The organism is Nocardia sp. NPDC051981 (genome assembly GCF_040680715.1).
GTDB lineage: Bacteria > Actinomycetota > Actinomycetes > Mycobacteriales > Mycobacteriaceae > Nocardia.
This window is the reverse complement of sequence record NZ_JBFAXK010000010.1, coordinates 60,558-77,309: the sequence shown is the minus strand read 5'-3', so window position 1 is coordinate 77,309 and position 16,752 is coordinate 60,558. Positions and strand designations below refer to the sequence as shown.

Below are 16,752 nucleotides of genomic sequence, written 5' to 3'. Positions count from 1 at the left end.
GTCTGCCGTTTCGACCCGCTCAACCGCCAACCCCCGTCTTGCCAATCAGTTGCAACAAGGCGGAATGCGTTCTACCTTCGATGAATTCGAAGCGTCCGGAGAGGGCATATCGTGATGTCTGCAATCCTGAAGCCCTTTCGCGCGGTCACCGATCGGCTGGCGTTGACCCGCCCGGAATGGCTGCGGCTGGCCGCGATGGCGGGGGTCATCATCGGCTTGCACGTCCTGGGCTGGTTCACCCTGGTCGCGTTCGTCGCTCCGCAGCATTTCAGCCTGGGCGACCGGACCCTGGGTGTCGGCGTCGGCTTGACCGCCTACACGCTGGGCATGCGGCATGCCTTCGATGCCGACCACATCGCCGCGATCGACAACACCACCCGCAAACTCATGCACGACGGGCAACGACCGCTGTCGGTCGGATTCTTCTTCTCCCTCGGCCACTCCAGCGTCGTCTTCGCTCTGGCGCTGCTGCTCTCGATCGGCGTGGAGGCCATCATCGGGCCGGTCGAGGACGACTCCTCGGCGCTGCACCATTACACCGGACTGATCGGCACGACCGTCTCGGGGACGTTCCTCTACATCATCGCGATCATCAATATCGCTGTGCTGGTGGGCATTCTGCGTGTGTTCCGGCGCATGCGCGGCGGTCATTTCGATGAGGTCGAGCTGGAAAACCAACTCGCACAACGCGGTTTGGTGAACCGGCTGCTGGGTCCGGTGATGAGGTCGGTGACCAAGCCGTGGCAGATGTACCCGATCGGGCTGCTGTTCGGCCTCGGGTTCGACACCGCCACCGAAGTCGCGCTGCTGGTCCTGGCCGGCACCAGCGCCGCGGCGGGCCTGCCCTGGTACGCGATCCTCTGCCTGCCGATCCTGTTCGCCGCCGGCATGAGCCTGCTCGACACCATCGACGGCAGCTTCATGAACTTCGCCTACGGGTGGGCCTTCGCCAAACCGGTACGCAAGGTCTACTACAACATCACCATCACCGCGCTCTCGGTCGCGGTCGCCCTCATCATCGGCACCATTGAACTTCTCGGCCTGCTCGCCGACCAATTCGGCTGGACCGGAGGCTTCTTCGACTGGATCAGCGCCCTGGACCTCAACCTGATCGGCTACCTCGTCGTCGGCCTGTTCGTCGCGACCTGGGCCATCGCGATCCTCGCGTGGCGCTATGGACGCATCGAAGAGAAATGGACTGCCGGACTCCAGCCGCGAACCGACCACCACGACTGATCAGCTGACGCCCAGCCACATCTCAGCGGTGTTCCCGTGCGGCTCAGCTCAGTCGTGGGTGTGTGAATGATCGTCGAGTAGATCGCTTTGATGCACATGGCGATGCGAATGCACGGTCCCATCCTCGTGTGTATGGGTGTGTTCGTGTTCGCTGTGGTCATGCTCGTGGGTGCTGTGGGCGTGGGTATGGGTCTGGTTGCCGTGACTGTGTGGGTGGGTATGGGGCTCGACGTGGGAGTGTTCGTCGGTCATATCCCGGTTCCTTTTCTGTATCGGGTGAGTTTTACGGCAATGCATGCATACCAGCACGCCGCCGTGATATCCGGGATGCCCGGACCGTCGGCGGGTGCGCGCGAGCTGTCGGACCGGCTGCTCACGCGAATGCCTGCCGCCACCATCGTCGGCGTGGACGTGGATCCGCTACTGCTGACATTGGCCGAGATGACCCTGGGGCCACCGCGATTCCGTACGGTGAACGCTGATCTACGCGAGCGCGATTGGCTCGGCAGACTCCGCTTGCGTGAGCGACGGCCGCTGGAGGTCCGCACTCGCCACCGACGATCGAACGACGAGGTCGTGGGCGGTGGTCCGCAGGGTCCAGGCGGGGGCGCGATGGTGGAGCGTGGTGGCCGTCAACGGCGGGATATCGATGCGCCAGAAGGACTCCGCGGGAGCGTTCAAGGTGAGCAGCACCGCGGCTCGGACCACGGCGGGGTGGGTGATCGCGACGATGCGATCACCGCGGCCGGCCAGCGTGGTCAGCCAGGAGCCGACGCGGTCGAGGAGTCCGATGATGGATTCGCCGCCGTGAGCGCGGTAGGCGGGATCGGTGAGCCAGGCCATCAGCTGGTCCGGCGGGAGTGCGTCCATCGACCGGCCGCTCCAGGTGCCGTGGTCGATATCCCGGAGGGCCGGCTCGGGAGTTCCGGTCAAGCTCAGACCGTGAGTGGTTTGGACCGTACGGATTTCCGGGGCGTGGTAGACGACGGCGGGTTCGAGGCCGGGGAGGCCGCCCGCTTTCTCGACCGACCGCGACCCGAGCGGGTTGAGCGGTTCGTCGGCCGGGAAGCGGGCGGCCTGCACGGCGTCGGTGATCGCGTGCGTCACCAGCGTGAGGCGGGTGACCACGCTCATGCGGCCAGTTCGGTGGCGGTCGAGCGGTCGCCGAGCAGGCGCGGGGCGAGCCAGGCGAAGCCGACGCCGATGACCGCCCACAGGATCAGCTGGGCGGCGAAGGAATACAGCCGGAAGTGATAGAGATCGTCGGCGGGGAAGCCGGGGTACACGATCGTTCCGGACGGGTCCTTCAGCGGCTGCGGGGTTTCGGTGGCGAAGTCGCCGTACTCCTTATTGGCCGAAAGCTTCCCGAGGGAGGGGAGCAATGCCATGACCGCGCCCATGACCACCACGAAGGCCGCGGAAGCCGCGATGGTGGCGGTCCAGTTGCCCAGCCGTGCCGCCAGTTTGCGGCCCAGCCAGATGGCGGCGAGCAGGACGACCGCGCTGATCACGATCATGCCCACGAACAGCGCCGTCCGTTCCTTGATGGTCTCCGGATGCCCGATCGAGGGCGGATTGGCCGGGTATTTCAGGAACGGCACCGCGTACAGCACCAGGAACATGCCGCCCGACACCAGCAACGCCAGATTGCGGGGGGCGATCTTGCCGGCCCTGCGCAGCGCCAGGAAGTAGACGACCGCGAACAGCGCACCCAGCGCCGCGCCGAACACGATCACGCCGAAGCCCAGCCCGATGTTCTCCTGCTGGGTGCGGGTGAAGAGCTCGGGGCCCATGTCACCCATGGGTTTTCCGGCTGCCTTGTCGAGGGCCATCTGCGCGTCGTCGCGGCCGGATTCGTAGTCGATGGCCCGATTGATGATGGGCTCGGCCAGGATCCGGGCGAAGACGAACGCCAGCAATCCGCCGAGTGCGCCCAGCAGGACTCCTCGGCCGATGATTCGCTTTTCCATTGTGGTGACTCGATTCCCGCGACTAGTGGCAGGGGAACCCGAGGAAATGCCGTCCGTCGTGCACGAACTCGTGGACGTGCATGTCACTGCCGAAGATCGACACCGCACCCTGGTCGATGCCGATGAAGTAGATCGCCAGCAGCGCGAGCAGGGTGGTGCCGACCAGCCACAGGGCGGTGGTGGGGAGGGCGAGAGCGCCGGTGCCGAGACCGGAACGAGGAGCGTAGGACGTAGCCACGGTGACCCCTTTGAGTCAGGGGGATTTCGCGTCCCCACAGTCGATCGAATTCACGATGTGAGGGTCTGACTCGCACCCCTACCGGGATGCTCACAGTGGCGCGACCGCTCCGGAATTGCACCGGATTCCTCGAGACATCGTCGAACAACCATACGAGGACACATCCACGCTGGTCAATCTGTGTGCGCGTGACCGTACAGCTGATGGGATCGCACCGGCCGCGCAACGGGTTCGTGCGAACCTTCGCTATATTCGCCATCGCAGCTGGTTCGCCGGAGGTGGAGTCGAGGAGCCCCTGATCCATCCGATGGCGTCGAAGCCCGGCGGCGCGTTCGCGTGCCGAGCGGGTGAGAGGGAACCCGGTGAGAATCCGGGACTGTCCCGCAGCGGTGAGTGGGAACGACAGCCGTCATTCGCACTGGGCGCATGAAGTGATGCCTGGGAAGCGACGGCCAGTAGGACCAGCCCCGGCCTCGAGCGCCGGGGCCGACCCTTCCCGGGTCGATGCCCACGAGTCCGAAGACCTGCCCGTTGCGCCGGATACGCCGTATCCGGCGGTCGTCGCCTCGTGGATTGGGCGGTACGCCGAGTGGGACCTGGGCACGGGATCGATGCTTTACGGGCTCCGTCAGCGTGCGTTCTTAAGGGCGGCGGCCATCGGCTACTGACCAAGGAGTTCACCAATGCTGAACCCTGACAACACTTTCATCGCCACGGTGCTCGGATTGCCACGCATCGGGCCCAACCGCGAGCTCAAGCGCGCGGTCGAGTCGTACTGGGCAGGGCGGATCGACGCCGCTGCGCTGCACGACGTCGCGGCGGGGCTGCGCGCCGCACAGCTGCTGCGGATCCGCGACACCGGCCTGGATTCGGTTCCGGTGGGGACGTTCTCGTACTACGACCATGTGCTCGACACCGCGGTGCTGCTGGGCGCGCTGCCCGACCGGGTACGCGGCATCGAGGACGAGCTGGACCGGTATTTCGCCGCCGCGCGCGGCACCGCCGAGGTCGCGCCCTTGGAGATGACCAAGTGGTTCGACACCAACTACCACTACCTGGTGCCGGAGCTCTCGGCCGCGACGGAGTTCTCGCTGCATCCTGCCAAGCCGCTGGCGGAGCTGAAAGAGGCGCTGGCGCTGGGTGTTCCGGCCCGTCCGGTGATCCTGGGACCGGTCACGTTCCTGAAGCTGGCCAAGTCGGTGGACGGCAGCGACCTGCTGGACCGGCTGCCGGATCTGCTGCCGCTGTACGACCGGCTACTGGGCCTGCTGGCGGACGCGGGCGCGCGCTGGGTGCAGCTCGACGAACCGGTGCTGGTCACCGATCTGAGCGAGACCGAGCTGGCACTGGTGCACACCGTCTATCGCCGGCTGGCCGAGGTGTCCGCGCGGCCCGCGCTGCTGGTGGCCTCGTACTTCGGCCGCTTGGGTGAGGCCCTGCCGGTGCTGGCGGCGACCGGTGTCGAGGGCATCGCCGTCGACCTGGTTGCGGGCGGCGACGCGGATGTGGCTGCGGCGCAGTCGCTTCGGGACACGCTCGTCGTTGCCGGCATCGTCGACGGCTACAACGTGTGGCGCGTCGATCCCGATCGCGCGCTTTCCCGGCTGGCCGCCCTGAGCGAGGGCGGCGCGCCGCTCGCCGTGTCGAGTTCCTGCTCGCTGCTGCATGTTCCGTACAGCCTGGACGCCGAGACCGCGCTCGAGCCGCGGCTGCACTCGTGGCTGGCCTTCGGCGCGGAGAAGATCGCGGAGATCCGGATGCTCGCGAGCGCCCTGTATGAGGGGCAGGAAGCGGTCCGTGAGCAGCTGGAGACCGCGCGAACGGCCGTGCAGGACAGGCGATCCGACACCCGGCTGCACAACGCGACCGTGCGGGCCCGCTTGGCCGGGGCGACCGACACCCGGCGCGCCCCGGCCGCGGAGCGGCGGACCCTCCAGCAGCAGCGACTGCACCTGCCGTTGCTCCCGACCACGACGATCGGCTCGTTCCCGCAGACCGGCCGGATCCGGGTGGCGCGCGCGGAACTGTCGCGCGGGGAGATCGATCGGGCCGAATACGAAGCGCGGATGCGGGACGAGATCGCCGAAGTCGTTGCGCTGCAGGAGGAGATCGGCCTGGACGTGCTCGTGCACGGCGAGCCGGAGCGCAATGACATGGTGCAGTACTTCGCCGAGCAGCTCGACGGATTCGCCGCCACCGTGAACGGCTGGGTCCAATCCTACGGCACCCGATGCGTCCGGCCTCCGATCCTGTTCGGCGACGTGGTGCGCCCGGCGGCCATGACGGTCGGCTGGAGCACCTACGCGCAGTCGCTGACCACCAAGCCGGTCAAGGGCATGCTCACCGGACCGGTCACCATCCTGGCGTGGTCCTACGTCCGCGACGATCAGCCGCTCGCGGACACCGCACGCCAGATAGCGCTGGCGATCCGGGACGAGACGGTGGATCTCGAGGCCGCGGGTATCGGCATCATCCAGGTGGACGAGCCCGCGCTGCGGGAACTGCTGCCGCTGCGCCGCGCCGACCAGCCCGCCTATCTCGACTGGGCGGTGGACGCGTTCCGGCTGGCGACCTCCGGCGTCGCGGACGCCACGCAGATCCACACGCACCTGTGCTACTCGGAGTTCGGCGAGATCATCGGCGCCATCGCGGAATTGGATGCCGACGTCACCTCGATCGAGGCCGCCCGCTCGCATATGGAGGTGCTCGACGACCTCACGGCAGCCGGCTTCGACCTGGGTGTGGGGCCGGGCGTGTACGACATCCACTCGCCGCGCGTGCCGAGCCCGGACGAGATCGAGCAGTCGCTGAGCCTGGCGCTGAAAGCCGTTCCGGCCGAATGGCTCTGGGTCAACCCCGACTGCGGCCTGAAGACGCGTCACACCGATGAGGTGACCGCCTCGCTGCGCAACCTGGTCGCGGCGGCGCAGGCGCTGCGCTGACCGCGCGCCGGGGCGCTCCACACCGCGCGGGGCGCCCCGGCGTCGTTTTCACGGCCCAGCTGAAGACACGGCCGACACGCGGTGTCCCCGCAGCTTTCACAGATTCGCAGGGTCGGGTCCGCAAAAGTAGGCAATTGCGAGGTATTCAAGCCGAATGCGGCGCTCGGTAGCGTCCGGAATGTACCGGTGAAATCGACGTCTGGGAGGACCCGCCCGTGAAGCACCATCTCGTCCGCACCCACCGCTCCGCCGAGCACTTCCCTCGAGAGGAACACCTCGCGTGGCGGATCGCCGAGGTTGCCGCGGATGCCGTGGAGGTCGCTCCGGAGGTGGAGGCGATGATCGTCAACCGGATCATCGACAATGCGGCGGTCGCGGCGGCCTCGATCACCCGCCGCCCGGTCGCCAATGCCCGTGCGCAGGCATTGGCCCACCCCTATCGGCCGGGCGCCACCGTGTTCGGGGTCGAGGGCTCGTACTCCCCGGAGTGGGCGGCGTGGGCCAATGGGGTCGCGGTGCGCGAACTCGACTTCCACGACACCTTTCTGGCCGCCGAATACTCGCACCCGGGCGACAACATCCCGCCGATCCTGGCCGTCGCGCAGCACGCCGGGCGCACCGGCCGCGACCTGATCCGCGGTCTGGCAACGGGTTACGAGATCCAGGTCGACCTGGTGCGCGCGATCTGCCTGCACGAGCACAAGATCGACCATGTCGCCCACCTCGGGCCGTCGGCGGCCGCCGGCATCGGCACGCTTCTCGGCCTGGACACCGAGACCATCTACCAGGCCGTCGGTCAGGCGCTGCACACCACCACCGCGACGCGTCAGTCCCGCAAGGGTGAGATCTCGAGCTGGAAGGCCTACGCACCGGCCTTCGCCGGGAAGATGGCCGTGGAGGCCGTGGATCGCGCCATGCGCGGCGAGGGCGCGCCCGCGCCGATCTGGGAGGGCGAAGACGGCGTGATCGCGTGGCTGCTGGGCGGCCCGAAGGCGGAATACTCGGTGCCGCTGCCGGGTCCGGGTGAGCCCAAGCGCGGGATTCTCGACACCTACACCAAGGAGCACTCGGCCGAATACCAGAGCCAGGCCCCGATCGATCTGGCGCGGCGGATGCGGGCGCGGATCGGCGACCTGGACCAGATCGCGTCGATCGTGCTGCACACCAGCCATCACACCCACTACGTGATCGGCACCGGGTCGAACGATCCGCAGAAGTTCGACCCCAAGGCTTCTCGCGAAACCCTGGACCACTCCGTCATGTACATCTTCGCGGTGGCGCTGCAGGACGGCACCTGGCATCACGAGCGCTCCTACGCGCCGGAGCGCGCGCAGCGTCCGGACACGATCGAGCTGTGGAACAAGATCTCCACCGCCGAGGATCCGGAGTGGACGCGGCGCTATCACTCGACAGACCCGAACGAGAAGGCGTTCGGCGCCCGCGCCGAGGTGACATTGAAGAGTGGTGAGGTGATCATCGACGAGTTGGCCGTCGCCGATGCGCATCCGCTCGGCGCGCGTCCCTTCGCCCGGGATCACTACATCGCCAAGTTCCGCACTCTCGCCGAGGGTGTCATCGCGCCCGCCGAGCAGGACCGCTTCCTCGAGGTGGCCCAGCGCGCGGGCGAGCTGTCCGCGAACGAGCTGCCGGAGCTCACGTTCACCGTCTCATCGGACGTGCTAGCCCGCGCGCTCCCGTCGCCGAAGGGGCTGTTCTGATGACCGGCCTGCTCGCCGCCGCCACCTCGGCCGCCGACAAGCGCGCAGCGTTCAGAGCGGGGCTGAGCTCCGGCACGATTCAGCGGTTGCCCGGTGCGTTCAATCCGTTGGTGGCCAAGCTGATTCAGGAGATCGGCTTCGAGGGCGTCTACGTCTCCGGCGCGGTGCTCTCCGCTGATCTGGGCTTGCCCGATATCGGGCTCACCACGCTGACCGAGGTGGCCGGACGCGGTCACCAGATCGCCCGGGTCACCGACCTGCCCGTGCTCATCGACGCCGACACCGGGTTCGGCGAACCCATGAGCGCCGCGCGCACCGTCACGGTCATGGAGGACGCCGGCATCGCCGGGCTGCACCTCGAAGACCAGGTCAATCCCAAGCGCTGCGGCCACCTCGACGGCAAGGCCGTGGTGCCCACCGCCGACATGGTGCGCCGCCTGCGTGCGGCCGTGGCTGCCCGCCGGGACCCGGACTTCGTGATCTGTGCCCGCACCGACGCCGCGGGCATCGAGGGCATGGACGCGGCCATCGACCGGGCCAAGGCCTACGCCGACGCCGGTGCCGACCTCATCTTCACCGAGGCGCTGCGCACCGTGGCCGACTTCGAGAGGTTCCGGGCTGCTGTGTCGATTCCCTTGCTGGCCAACATGACCGAGTTCGGCAAGTCCGAACTGATTCCGGCCCAGACGCTCGAGTCGATCGGCTACAACGCGGTCATCTACCCGGTGACTACGCTGCGGCTGGCCATGTTCGCCGCCGAAACCGGATTGCGGGAGATCGCGGCGACCGGTACCCAGTCCGGGCTGCTGGACCGTATGCAGCACCGCAGCCGGCTCTACGAGCTGCTGCAGTACGAGCGCTACAACGAATTCGATTCCGACATCTTCAATTTCACACTTGGAAGGAATCAGTAATGGCGGAGACCACGATACCGACCATTTACAAGGGGCTCGCAGGCGTCGTCGTCGACACCACCGCGATCTCCAAGGTGGTGCCGGAAACCAACTCTCTGACCTACCGCGGCTACGCCGTCCAGGATCTGGCCGCGCACTGCAGCTTCGAACAGGTCGCCTACCTGCTCTGGTACGGAGAACTGCCCAACGACACCCAGTTGGCCCAGTTCCTGCAGCAGGAGCGTGCCTCGCGGCGCGCGGATCGCTCGCTGCTGTCGCTGGTGGCCAAGCTGCCCGACAACTGCCACCCCATGGACGTGGTACGCACCGCCATCAGCTATCTCGGCGCCGAGGATCCCGCCGAGGACGACCACTCGACGAAAGCCAACCGCGCCAAGGCACTTCGCATGATGGCCGTGCTGCCGACCATCGTGGCCGCCGATCACCGCCGCCGCCGCGGCCTGGATCCCATTGCGCCGCACTCACATCTGGGTTTCGCCGAGAACTTCCTGAACATGTGCTTCGGCAAGATCCCGGCGCCCGAACTGGTGAAGGCCTTCGAGGTCTCGCTGATCCTGTACGCGGAGCACAGCTTCAACGCCTCCACCTTCGCCGCCCGCGTGGTCACCTCGACCCTCTCGGATATCTACAGCGCGGTCACCGCCGCCATCGGCGCGCTCAAGGGTCGGCTCCACGGCGGGGCGAACGAGGCGGTCATGCACGACATGCTCGAGATCGGCGATCCGGCACTGGCCGAGGAGTGGATACGCAACAAGCTGTCCCGAAACGAAAAGGTCATGGGCTTCGGCCACCGGGTCTACAAGAACGGCGACTCCCGGGTGCCCACCATGAGAAAGGCTTTCCTCGACATCGCCGCCGCCACCGACGGCGGCACCTGGGTGCGGATGTACGACATCCTCGAACGCACGATGAACGAGGCCACCCGCATCAAGCCGAACCTCGACTTCCCCACCGGCCCCGCCTACTACCTGCTCGGCTTCGACATCGAAGCGTTCACCCCCATCTTCGTCATGAGCCGCATCACCGGCTGGACCGCCCACATCATCGAACAGAGCGCCTCCAACGCCCTGATCCGCCCCCTGAGCCAATACGTCGGCGTCCCACAACGTTCCGTCGTCGCCTGACAGAGTTGCCGCCAGGCTTCCAGCGGGGCTGTAGCGAGGGCGTAGGGAGAGTGGACCCGGGGTTCGTAGGTTCGGGCTATGACTACTTCGACTCATGGCACCGCAGTGTCGTTCGATGGGGCCGAGCTGGCGTTCGAGGCGATCGGATCGGGGCCACCGTTGGTCGTGGTGCCGGGCGGACCGCGGGATTCGCGGTATCTCGAGGACCTCGGGGGGCTCGCCGCGAGCCGGACCCTGATTCGGTACGACGCGCGCGGCACGGGATCCACTGCGGCACCGGATAATCCGGCCAAGTACGCCTATCCGTCGCTCGCCCGGGACGTGGACGCGCTGCGATCCCATCTCGGGGTGGAGTCGATCGATGTGCTCGGCCACTCGTCGGGGGCGGTGGTCGCGGCCGTGTACGCCGGGCATCATCCGGATCGGGTGTCCCGCTTGGTGCTGGTCGTGCCGGGACCGGACTTCTTCGGCGGGGGTGGCGATATCGCGAGCCTGCTGAATGCCCGCGCGGACGAGCCGTGGTTCGACGAGGTACGTACCGCTGCCGGGGAATTGGCAGCGGCCGGGCCGCAGGACTCGCCCGAGGCCGTGCTCGACCTCCTGGACCGCTACGTCCCGGCCGCGTACGGCGGGTGGGGTGAGCGGCAGCGCGCGCATGCCGCGACACAGCGCGAACAGTTCTCACTCGAGGCGTGGAAGCACTTCCACGGCAATGGCGATCGCACCGAACCCGAACGCTTCCTGCCGACGTTCGGGCAGGTCACCGCACCCGTCCTGGTCGTGACGGGCGCCGCGGACGCGCTGACCGGTGTGGAGGCCGGAAACGCCGCCGCCGCGCTGTTCCCGGTCGCGACGCACGTGTCGATCGCGGGAGCGGGCCACTATCCGTGGGTCGACAACGCGCCCGAGTTCAGCTCCGTCGTCGAGACGTTCCTGGCCCGCGGCCGATAGCCGCGTGCACGAAAGCGGGGTGGTCACCGGTCGGTGACCACCCCGCTTTCGCATGTCCTAGTCCCGCGTGGCGAATTCGTCGACATCGAACCCACCCGGGTCCGACAGCGGGAAGACCTCGAACTCCAGGTGCGAGGACAGCGGGTTGCCGTACAGCGCGTCGGTGAGTTCCTCGTGGCTGGCCACCTCGTAGACATTCAGCCCGCCGGACTGTCCGGCAATGATCCAGCTGTGCTTGATGATGCCCCGCTTCACGAGATCGACGTGGTGTGCGAATCCCTCGGGCAGCCGGTGCCGGAATTCGTCGGCGCTGATGCCGATGGGGTGCTGCTTGGTGAAGACGGCGAAGAGCGCCATGCTCGAAACTCCTTCTGATGCGGTGTTTTCTATCGGCCCGGCGCGACAGCCGCCGCCGCGACGCCGGGGGCTGTGCCGTCGAGTGCGACGGGCGCCGAGAAGTGCGGCAGCACGTCCTCGGCGAAGAGTTGCACCGAGCGCCGCACGACGGCCTCGGGCGCGGTGCTGGGCGGCGTCTGCAGGCTGATCGTCACGTCGCCGAACGCCTCTCTGATACGAGCGATCTGATCGACGACCTGGGCCGGCGTCCCGACTATGGTCTTGTCGGCGGCGAGCTGGGTAGCGAAGGTCCCGCCTGCGACCCGGTCGACGATCTTCTCGTACCCCTCGTACTGGGTGCTGCGGGCGGTCGACCAGCCGGAGACGGCCCGGGCCAGCGCACGGTGGTTGGTGTTCGCGAACTGCTCGCCGAGACTGCGCGCCTCGTCCGCGTCGTCGGCGAGAAACGAGCTGTAGCTCAGGTGCACTTCGGCTGTGGCGGGGTCGAATCCGGCGGCTTCCCGGGCCACCCGGTACCGGGCGATGATGTCCTGCACCTTCTCCCGCGGATTGATCGACGGCACCAGCAGCAGCCCGTACCCGGCCGCACCGGCCCGCTCGGCGGACTCCGGGGTGATCGCCGTGGCCACCAGGATGCGCGGGTGCGGACTCTGAAACGGACGCGGCTGCAGCGTCACCGGCCCGAACGAGTGGAAACCGTTGTCGATGGTCACGTCGGATCCCGTCCACAGCTCGACGATCGCCGCCACGGTGGCGTCGAACCGTGGCCGCGAATCATCCAGGGACAGTTGGAAAGCCGCGAACTCGTCCGGCAGGAATCCACGTGCGACACCGACATCGAGCCGCCCGTGGCTGACGTTGTCCAGCACCGCCAGCCGCGCTGCGAGTTTGATCGGATGATCGAACGCGGGCACCACAGCGCCGGTGATCAGCCGGATCCGCTCCGTCCGGGCGGCGACGGCGGTCAGGAAGGTGGTGGGATCCGGGCTGTAGCCGCCGTATTCGAAGAAGTAGTGCTCGACGGTCTTGACGTGGTGATAGCCGAGCTCTTCGGCATAGACCGCGATCGACAGCGCGTGATCGTAGTAGTCGACCGGCGCCTGGTCGTGCGGGCCGACGGTGGGAAAGAGGTTGATGCCGAACTTCATCGCGTCACGTCCTGGAGTGCAGAGGTGGCGGCCGGCAGCGCGAACTCGGCGGCCAGGAGTTCATAACTGCGTACCCGTGCCTGATGGTCGTGCACCGTGGTGACGACGATGATCTCCTCGACGTCGAGACTCGAGGCGAGCGAACGGATTCGGTCACCGACCCGGTCGGGCGTGCCCCAGAAGTACCGGGGCCATTCGAAGTTCTCGTTTTCGAGGATGTCGCCGTAGCGGGCCAGCTCCGCCAACGCGGTGTCCGGCTCCGGAATCGGCCGGACATCGTTGCGGAACAATCGATTACGCACCGCGCGCTGGGCCGAGTACAGTCGCGCGGCCTCGGCCTCGGTATCAGCGACCACCGCCGTGATCGCGACGATCGGCGACCGCCCGGGCGCGAGCCGGTGGTACGCCTCGATGGACTCCCGGGTCGCCCCCGGATTGATGAAATGCGCGAACGCGTAGTCGATGTCGGCCCGGCCCGCCGACACGGCGCTCCCGGGGCTGCTGCCCAGCAGCCAGATATCCGGTGCGGGCGCGTCGAGCGGGACCGCGAGCGGGGCCCGGCGCGCCCCGTCGACGGCCGGGGAGCCGGCCAGATACGCGCGCAGCTGTTCGACCTTCGCGTCGATCGACGGTCCGCGTCCCGCCTCGGGCACCGGTCGCAGTGCGAGGGTCTCGACCTCATCGGCGCCGGTGGACCGTCCGATGCCGAGGTCGATGCGGCCCGGATGCAGGGCCGTCAGCGTCCGGAACGTCTCGGCCACCTTGAACGGGCTGTAGTGCGTGAGCAGCACCCCGCCCGATCCGACCCGCAGCGTCGAGGTCGCCGAGGCGATCGCGGTCACCAGGATCTCGGGCGCCGAGATGGCGTGCGAGTACATGGCATGGTGTTCGGCGACCCAGTAGCGGGTGTAGCCGAAGCGTTCGGCGTGGCGGGCGAGGTCGAGAGAATTGGCCAGGGCCTGCGACTGGGGCGTGCCCTCGGGCACCGGAGCCTGGTCGAGGATGGACAATCTGATGGTCATAGCGCCTCCAGGGTTTCGTCGAGCAGGGCTACCGCATTGCGGTGCAAGGGAAATGGCGTCTCCGAGGGCAGTCCGGTTCGCTCCGCGCGGCGCGTCACCGCCGCGGTGATGAGCGCGAATTTGAATCCGGCCAGCACCTCGTAGAAGGTGAGATTGCGCAGGGTCCGGCCGGACAGCGCGGCGTACGCCTCGACGGTTCGGTCCCGGTCGGGCAGCCCGTACAGTCGCTGCGCGCCGATCCCCCGGCTCAGGTGCCGGTCCAGGTACAGAAACCAGGCGAGATCGCTCTCGGGTTCGCCGTATCCGGTCATCTCCCAGTCGACGAGGGCGGCGACCTCGGTATCGCGGTAGATGATGTTGCCCAGCCTGGCGTCACCCCACAGCAGCACGTACGGCGACCGGTGGACCGGAATATTGCCCGCCAGCCACCGCTCGGCCCGCCGGATCACCGGATCGTCAGCGCAGCGATAGAAGTCCAGCGCATCGCTCCAATACCGCACCTGCGCAGCGGGACCCGCAGGACCGAGATCGGGCAGATCGGCGGTGTCCGCCGTGATCGAATGCAGTCGTTCGAGCGCGGTCAGGGCCGCCCACCAGACCGCCGTGCGTTCGCTGGGCACCAGGTCGGCGACCCAGCCCGACCGGTGGTAGGACGGAAAGTCCGGCGGGACCCGGCCGTCGACGAACTCCATCAGGAAGAACGGCGCGCCCAGCACGGTGGCATCGGGTTCGATGGCCAGCACCTCGGGCACCGGCACATCGCTGTGGCGGCGGACCGCCCGCAGCGCATCGGCCTGCGCCACAATCGATTCGGTGGGATAGATCCTCTCTCCGGTGGCGCCGACCCGGATGATCGAACGGTGAGTGCCGCCCGCGATATCGCGCGCGGTCACCTGAATGGTCTCCGCCGAGAAACCGTTGCGCGGCAGCGAGATATCGACGCTGTCCGGATCGATGTCGTACCCGGTCGAGGTGCGGGACAGCCAGCCCAGCACCAGATCCCGGGTGCTATCGCGCGATCGCTGCAGTGGCACCGCCATGATGTGGCCTTTCGCCGGTGATGAGCGTGGATGTCGGACCGAGCGGAGCCGCGGCGATATCGACGAATCCCGCCGCGCGCAGCCAGGTTTCGGCCTCCGCGACGGTGTACTCGCTACCGCCGGAGGACCACACCAGCATGTTCAGGCTGGCGAGCAAGGCCGGTGGGGTGGGGCTGACCGGATCGAGCACCGGGTCGTAGATGGCGATGGTGCCGCCCTCCGGCAGCGCCGCGTAGGCGGCGGCGATGAGCTGCTGCCGACGGTGAACGGGCCAGTTGTGCAGGACGTGCCCGAAAATGAGCACATCGGCGCTGGGCAGCGGATCGGTGAAGAAGTCGCCGGGGCGGAAGGCGATCCGGTCGGTCAACCCCAGTTCGGTGATGTGGGCGTCGAATTCGGGCTCGACCTCGGGCAGGTCGAAGACCTGTGCCGTGAGGTGTGGGTGGGCGCGCACCAGTTCCGCGGCGATATTTCCGCGCGCGCCGCCGATATCGGCGAAGGTGGTGCGCTGCGACCAGTCCAGCCGCGACAGCGCCGCGCCGATGGGGACGTTGAGCACATCCATCGCCTCGAAGAAGGCGCGACGATCGTCGGCGTCGGTGAACAGGGTGCCGTACGGATCACCGTCCGCCGCATCGGAATTGGCCGGCTTCCCGGATTTCAGGCTGGCGGCGAGCCCGGTCCAGGCCGGATGCAGGGTCTTGTCGAGGAAACGCAGGAATCCGCCGAGATAGTGGGGACGGCCACGCACCAGATAACGGTGCGCATCGGGACTGTTCGCGTAACGACCATGATCGGTGATGAGCAGTCCGGTGGTGGCGACGGCATCGAGGAAATCGCGCGACCATTCGGGTTGAATTCCGGTGATAGCGGCGATTTCGGCTGCCGGAAGCTCTTTGTCGGCCAGTGCGGTGAACAGGTCGAGCTCCACCGCGGCCAGCACCACCTGGGCGCGGCGGGCCCCGGAGACCAGGCCGAGAATGTGTGCGGGCGATCCACCGGAATCGGTGTTGTCGAGGGTCTCACCGGGAGCGGGGATCAGCGGTGTGGAGACGTGACTCATCGAGTTCTCCTGAGGTTTGGCGTCGGAATCGACCGTAGAAAGCGCTGCTGCACAGCTCCTGGAGGATCTCTGGAGCGTGGATCCGGCATTCGACCGTGCGCCAGAATTGCCGGATACGCTCCCGCCGTCGCAGTGAATCGCAGTGCAAGGGAGAAGATTCGAATGATTCTCGTGGTCGGAGCCACCGGTATCGTCGGCACCGCGACGGTGCGGGAATTGTCGCGCCGGGGCGCGAAGGTTCGTGCCCTGACCAGGAATCCCGGCCGAACCGCCCCGGTGGCGGGAGTGGAATTCGTGGCCGGGGACCTCGATGTTCCCCGCACACTGGATCCGCTACTGGAGGGCGTGGATTCGGTCTTCATCGCGACCTCCGCCCACCTGAAGGCGAGGCAGGACGCTGCCGTGGTCGCGGCCGCCGCGGCGGCGGGCGTGCGGCGGGTGGTCACGGTCTCGTCGCTGGCAGTGGACGAGAATCCGGACGGCGCGCTCGGCGGCTGGCATGGCGCGGGCGAGCGAGTGGCCGTCGAGTCCGGTATCCCGTCGATCGTGTTGCGGCCGAATGGGTTCTATTCCAATACATTCGCGTGGATCCCTTCGATTCTCGGCACCGGCGTGGTCGAGGTGGCGCTGCCCGATCTGCCCGCGGCCCACCTCGATCCCCGCGATATCGGGCGGGTGGCGGCCCGGGCGCTGTCCGCGGAGACCGACCCCGCCGGCGCACCGGTGCTGCGGCTCAGCGGCCCGCGGGCGGTGAGCCCGCGTGAGCAGGTGGCCGTCCTCGCCGAGGTGCTCGGCCGGCCGATCGCCGTGCGGGAGATCTCGATCGACCAGGAGCGGGAGCGGCTGGCCCGCCGGGTGCCCGCGGCAGTCGCGGACGCGGTCACCGCGGCCCGTGTCGCCGCGGGCCCGGTCCGGGGCCGGATCTTCGATGACGTCGAAATGCTCACCGGGACACCGCCGATCAGCTATGAGAAGTTCGTGCGCGACCACCGGGCGAGGTTCCTCGGCGACTCGTGAGGACCCTCGCCC

General features: G+C 67.8%; 16 protein-coding genes and 2 riboswitches. Of the genes, 7 read left to right on the top strand and 9 right to left on the bottom strand.

Annotated elements, in window-relative coordinates:
* Positions 1-114 precede the first annotated feature (114 nt).
* The gene (locus tag AB0L60_RS19335) at positions 115-1,236 is read left to right on the top strand and encodes a HoxN/HupN/NixA family nickel/cobalt transporter (protein ID WP_364615497.1); all 1,122 of its coding nucleotides are present in this window, start codon (positions 115-117) and stop codon (positions 1,234-1,236) included.
* Positions 1,237-1,284: 48 nt separating this feature from the next.
* Here the strand turns inward: AB0L60_RS19335 and AB0L60_RS19330 are convergent, their stop codons facing one another.
* The 4 genes from AB0L60_RS19330 to AB0L60_RS19315 all read right to left on the bottom strand — a co-directional run bounded on the left by AB0L60_RS19330 (position 1,285) and on the right by AB0L60_RS19315 (position 3,444).
* Positions 1,285-1,488 carry a zinc transporter Slc39a7 gene (locus tag AB0L60_RS19330; RefSeq protein WP_364615495.1) on the bottom strand — a complete coding sequence of 68 codons (204 nt, stop codon included), beginning with the start codon at positions 1,486-1,488 and terminating at the stop codon, positions 1,285-1,287.
* A 231-nt stretch (positions 1,489-1,719) separates the two neighbouring features.
* A complete protein-coding gene (locus AB0L60_RS19325) occupies positions 1,720-2,370 on the bottom strand; it encodes a histidine phosphatase family protein (protein ID WP_364615492.1) in 651 nt (216 codons plus the stop codon).
* Complete coding sequence (locus AB0L60_RS19320; protein ID WP_364615489.1) at positions 2,367-3,206, bottom strand: CbtA family protein; 840 nt, start codon at positions 3,204-3,206, stop codon at positions 2,367-2,369. Before AB0L60_RS19320 ends, AB0L60_RS19325 begins: the two co-directional genes overlap by 4 nt.
* A 22-nt stretch (positions 3,207-3,228) precedes the next feature.
* Entirely contained in the window at positions 3,229-3,444 is a 216-nt protein-coding gene (locus AB0L60_RS19315; RefSeq protein WP_354838114.1) for a CbtB-domain containing protein, read from the bottom strand.
* 38 nt (positions 3,445-3,482) lie between these two features.
* Positions 3,483-3,625: riboswitch (cobalamin riboswitch) on the bottom strand.
* A 136-nt stretch (positions 3,626-3,761) separates the two neighbouring features.
* A riboswitch (cobalamin riboswitch) is annotated at positions 3,762-3,991 on the top strand.
* 136 nt (positions 3,992-4,127) lie between these two features.
* On the opposite strand from AB0L60_RS19315, the gene metE reads away from it, so the two are divergent.
* From metE to AB0L60_RS19290, 5 genes are all read left to right on the top strand, one after another.
* A complete protein-coding gene (gene metE, locus AB0L60_RS19310; RefSeq protein WP_364615485.1) occupies positions 4,128-6,386 on the top strand; it encodes a 5-methyltetrahydropteroyltriglutamate--homocysteine S-methyltransferase in 2,259 nt (752 codons plus the stop codon).
* Between the two features lie 215 nt (positions 6,387-6,601).
* Entirely contained in the window at positions 6,602-8,104 is a 1,503-nt protein-coding gene (prpD, locus tag AB0L60_RS19305; protein WP_364615482.1) for a 2-methylcitrate dehydratase PrpD, read from the top strand.
* A complete protein-coding gene (gene prpB / locus AB0L60_RS19300; RefSeq protein ID WP_364615479.1) occupies positions 8,104-9,018 on the top strand; it encodes a methylisocitrate lyase in 915 nt (304 codons plus the stop codon). The genes prpD and prpB overlap by 1 nt, the downstream gene beginning before the upstream one ends.
* Positions 9,018-10,142 carry a bifunctional 2-methylcitrate synthase/citrate synthase gene (locus AB0L60_RS19295; RefSeq protein ID WP_364615476.1) on the top strand — a complete coding sequence of 375 codons (1,125 nt, stop codon included), beginning with the start codon at positions 9,018-9,020 and terminating at the stop codon, positions 10,140-10,142. Before prpB ends, AB0L60_RS19295 begins: the two co-directional genes overlap by 1 nt.
* 78 nt (positions 10,143-10,220) lie before the next feature.
* The gene (locus tag AB0L60_RS19290; RefSeq protein ID WP_364615473.1) at positions 10,221-11,093 is read left to right on the top strand and encodes an alpha/beta hydrolase; all 873 of its coding nucleotides are present in this window, start codon (positions 10,221-10,223) and stop codon (positions 11,091-11,093) included.
* 57 nt (positions 11,094-11,150) lie between these two features.
* On the opposite strand, the gene AB0L60_RS19285 is transcribed toward AB0L60_RS19290, so the two are convergent.
* Genes AB0L60_RS19285 through AB0L60_RS19265 form a run of 5 tightly spaced genes read right to left on the bottom strand, consistent with a single transcriptional unit; the run spans position 11,151 to position 15,723 of the window.
* The gene (locus tag AB0L60_RS19285; protein ID WP_354838102.1) at positions 11,151-11,450 is read right to left on the bottom strand and encodes a muconolactone Delta-isomerase family protein; all 300 of its coding nucleotides are present in this window, start codon (positions 11,448-11,450) and stop codon (positions 11,151-11,153) included.
* Positions 11,451-11,479: 29 nt separating this feature from the next.
* Positions 11,480-12,598, bottom strand: coding sequence for an LLM class flavin-dependent oxidoreductase (locus AB0L60_RS19280; RefSeq protein ID WP_364615469.1), 1,119 nt, complete (start codon positions 12,596-12,598; stop codon positions 11,480-11,482).
* A complete protein-coding gene (locus tag AB0L60_RS19275; protein WP_364615466.1) occupies positions 12,595-13,620 on the bottom strand; it encodes an MsnO8 family LLM class oxidoreductase in 1,026 nt (341 codons plus the stop codon). Before AB0L60_RS19275 ends, AB0L60_RS19280 begins: the two co-directional genes overlap by 4 nt.
* Positions 13,617-14,660: a phosphotransferase family protein gene (locus tag AB0L60_RS19270; RefSeq protein WP_364615464.1), complete on the bottom strand. Its 1,044-nt coding sequence runs from the start codon at positions 14,658-14,660 to the stop codon at positions 13,617-13,619. Before AB0L60_RS19270 ends, AB0L60_RS19275 begins: the two co-directional genes overlap by 4 nt.
* Entirely contained in the window at positions 14,629-15,723 is a 1,095-nt protein-coding gene (locus tag AB0L60_RS19265) for a methyltransferase (RefSeq protein ID WP_364615461.1), read from the bottom strand. The genes AB0L60_RS19270 and AB0L60_RS19265 overlap by 32 nt, the downstream gene beginning before the upstream one ends.
* A 162-nt stretch (positions 15,724-15,885) precedes the next feature.
* On the opposite strand from AB0L60_RS19265, the gene AB0L60_RS19260 reads away from it, so the two are divergent.
* Positions 15,886-16,740, top strand: a complete 855-nt coding sequence (locus AB0L60_RS19260) for an NAD(P)H-binding protein (protein WP_364615458.1) — start codon at positions 15,886-15,888, stop codon at positions 16,738-16,740.
* Positions 16,741-16,752: the final 12 nt, after the last annotated feature.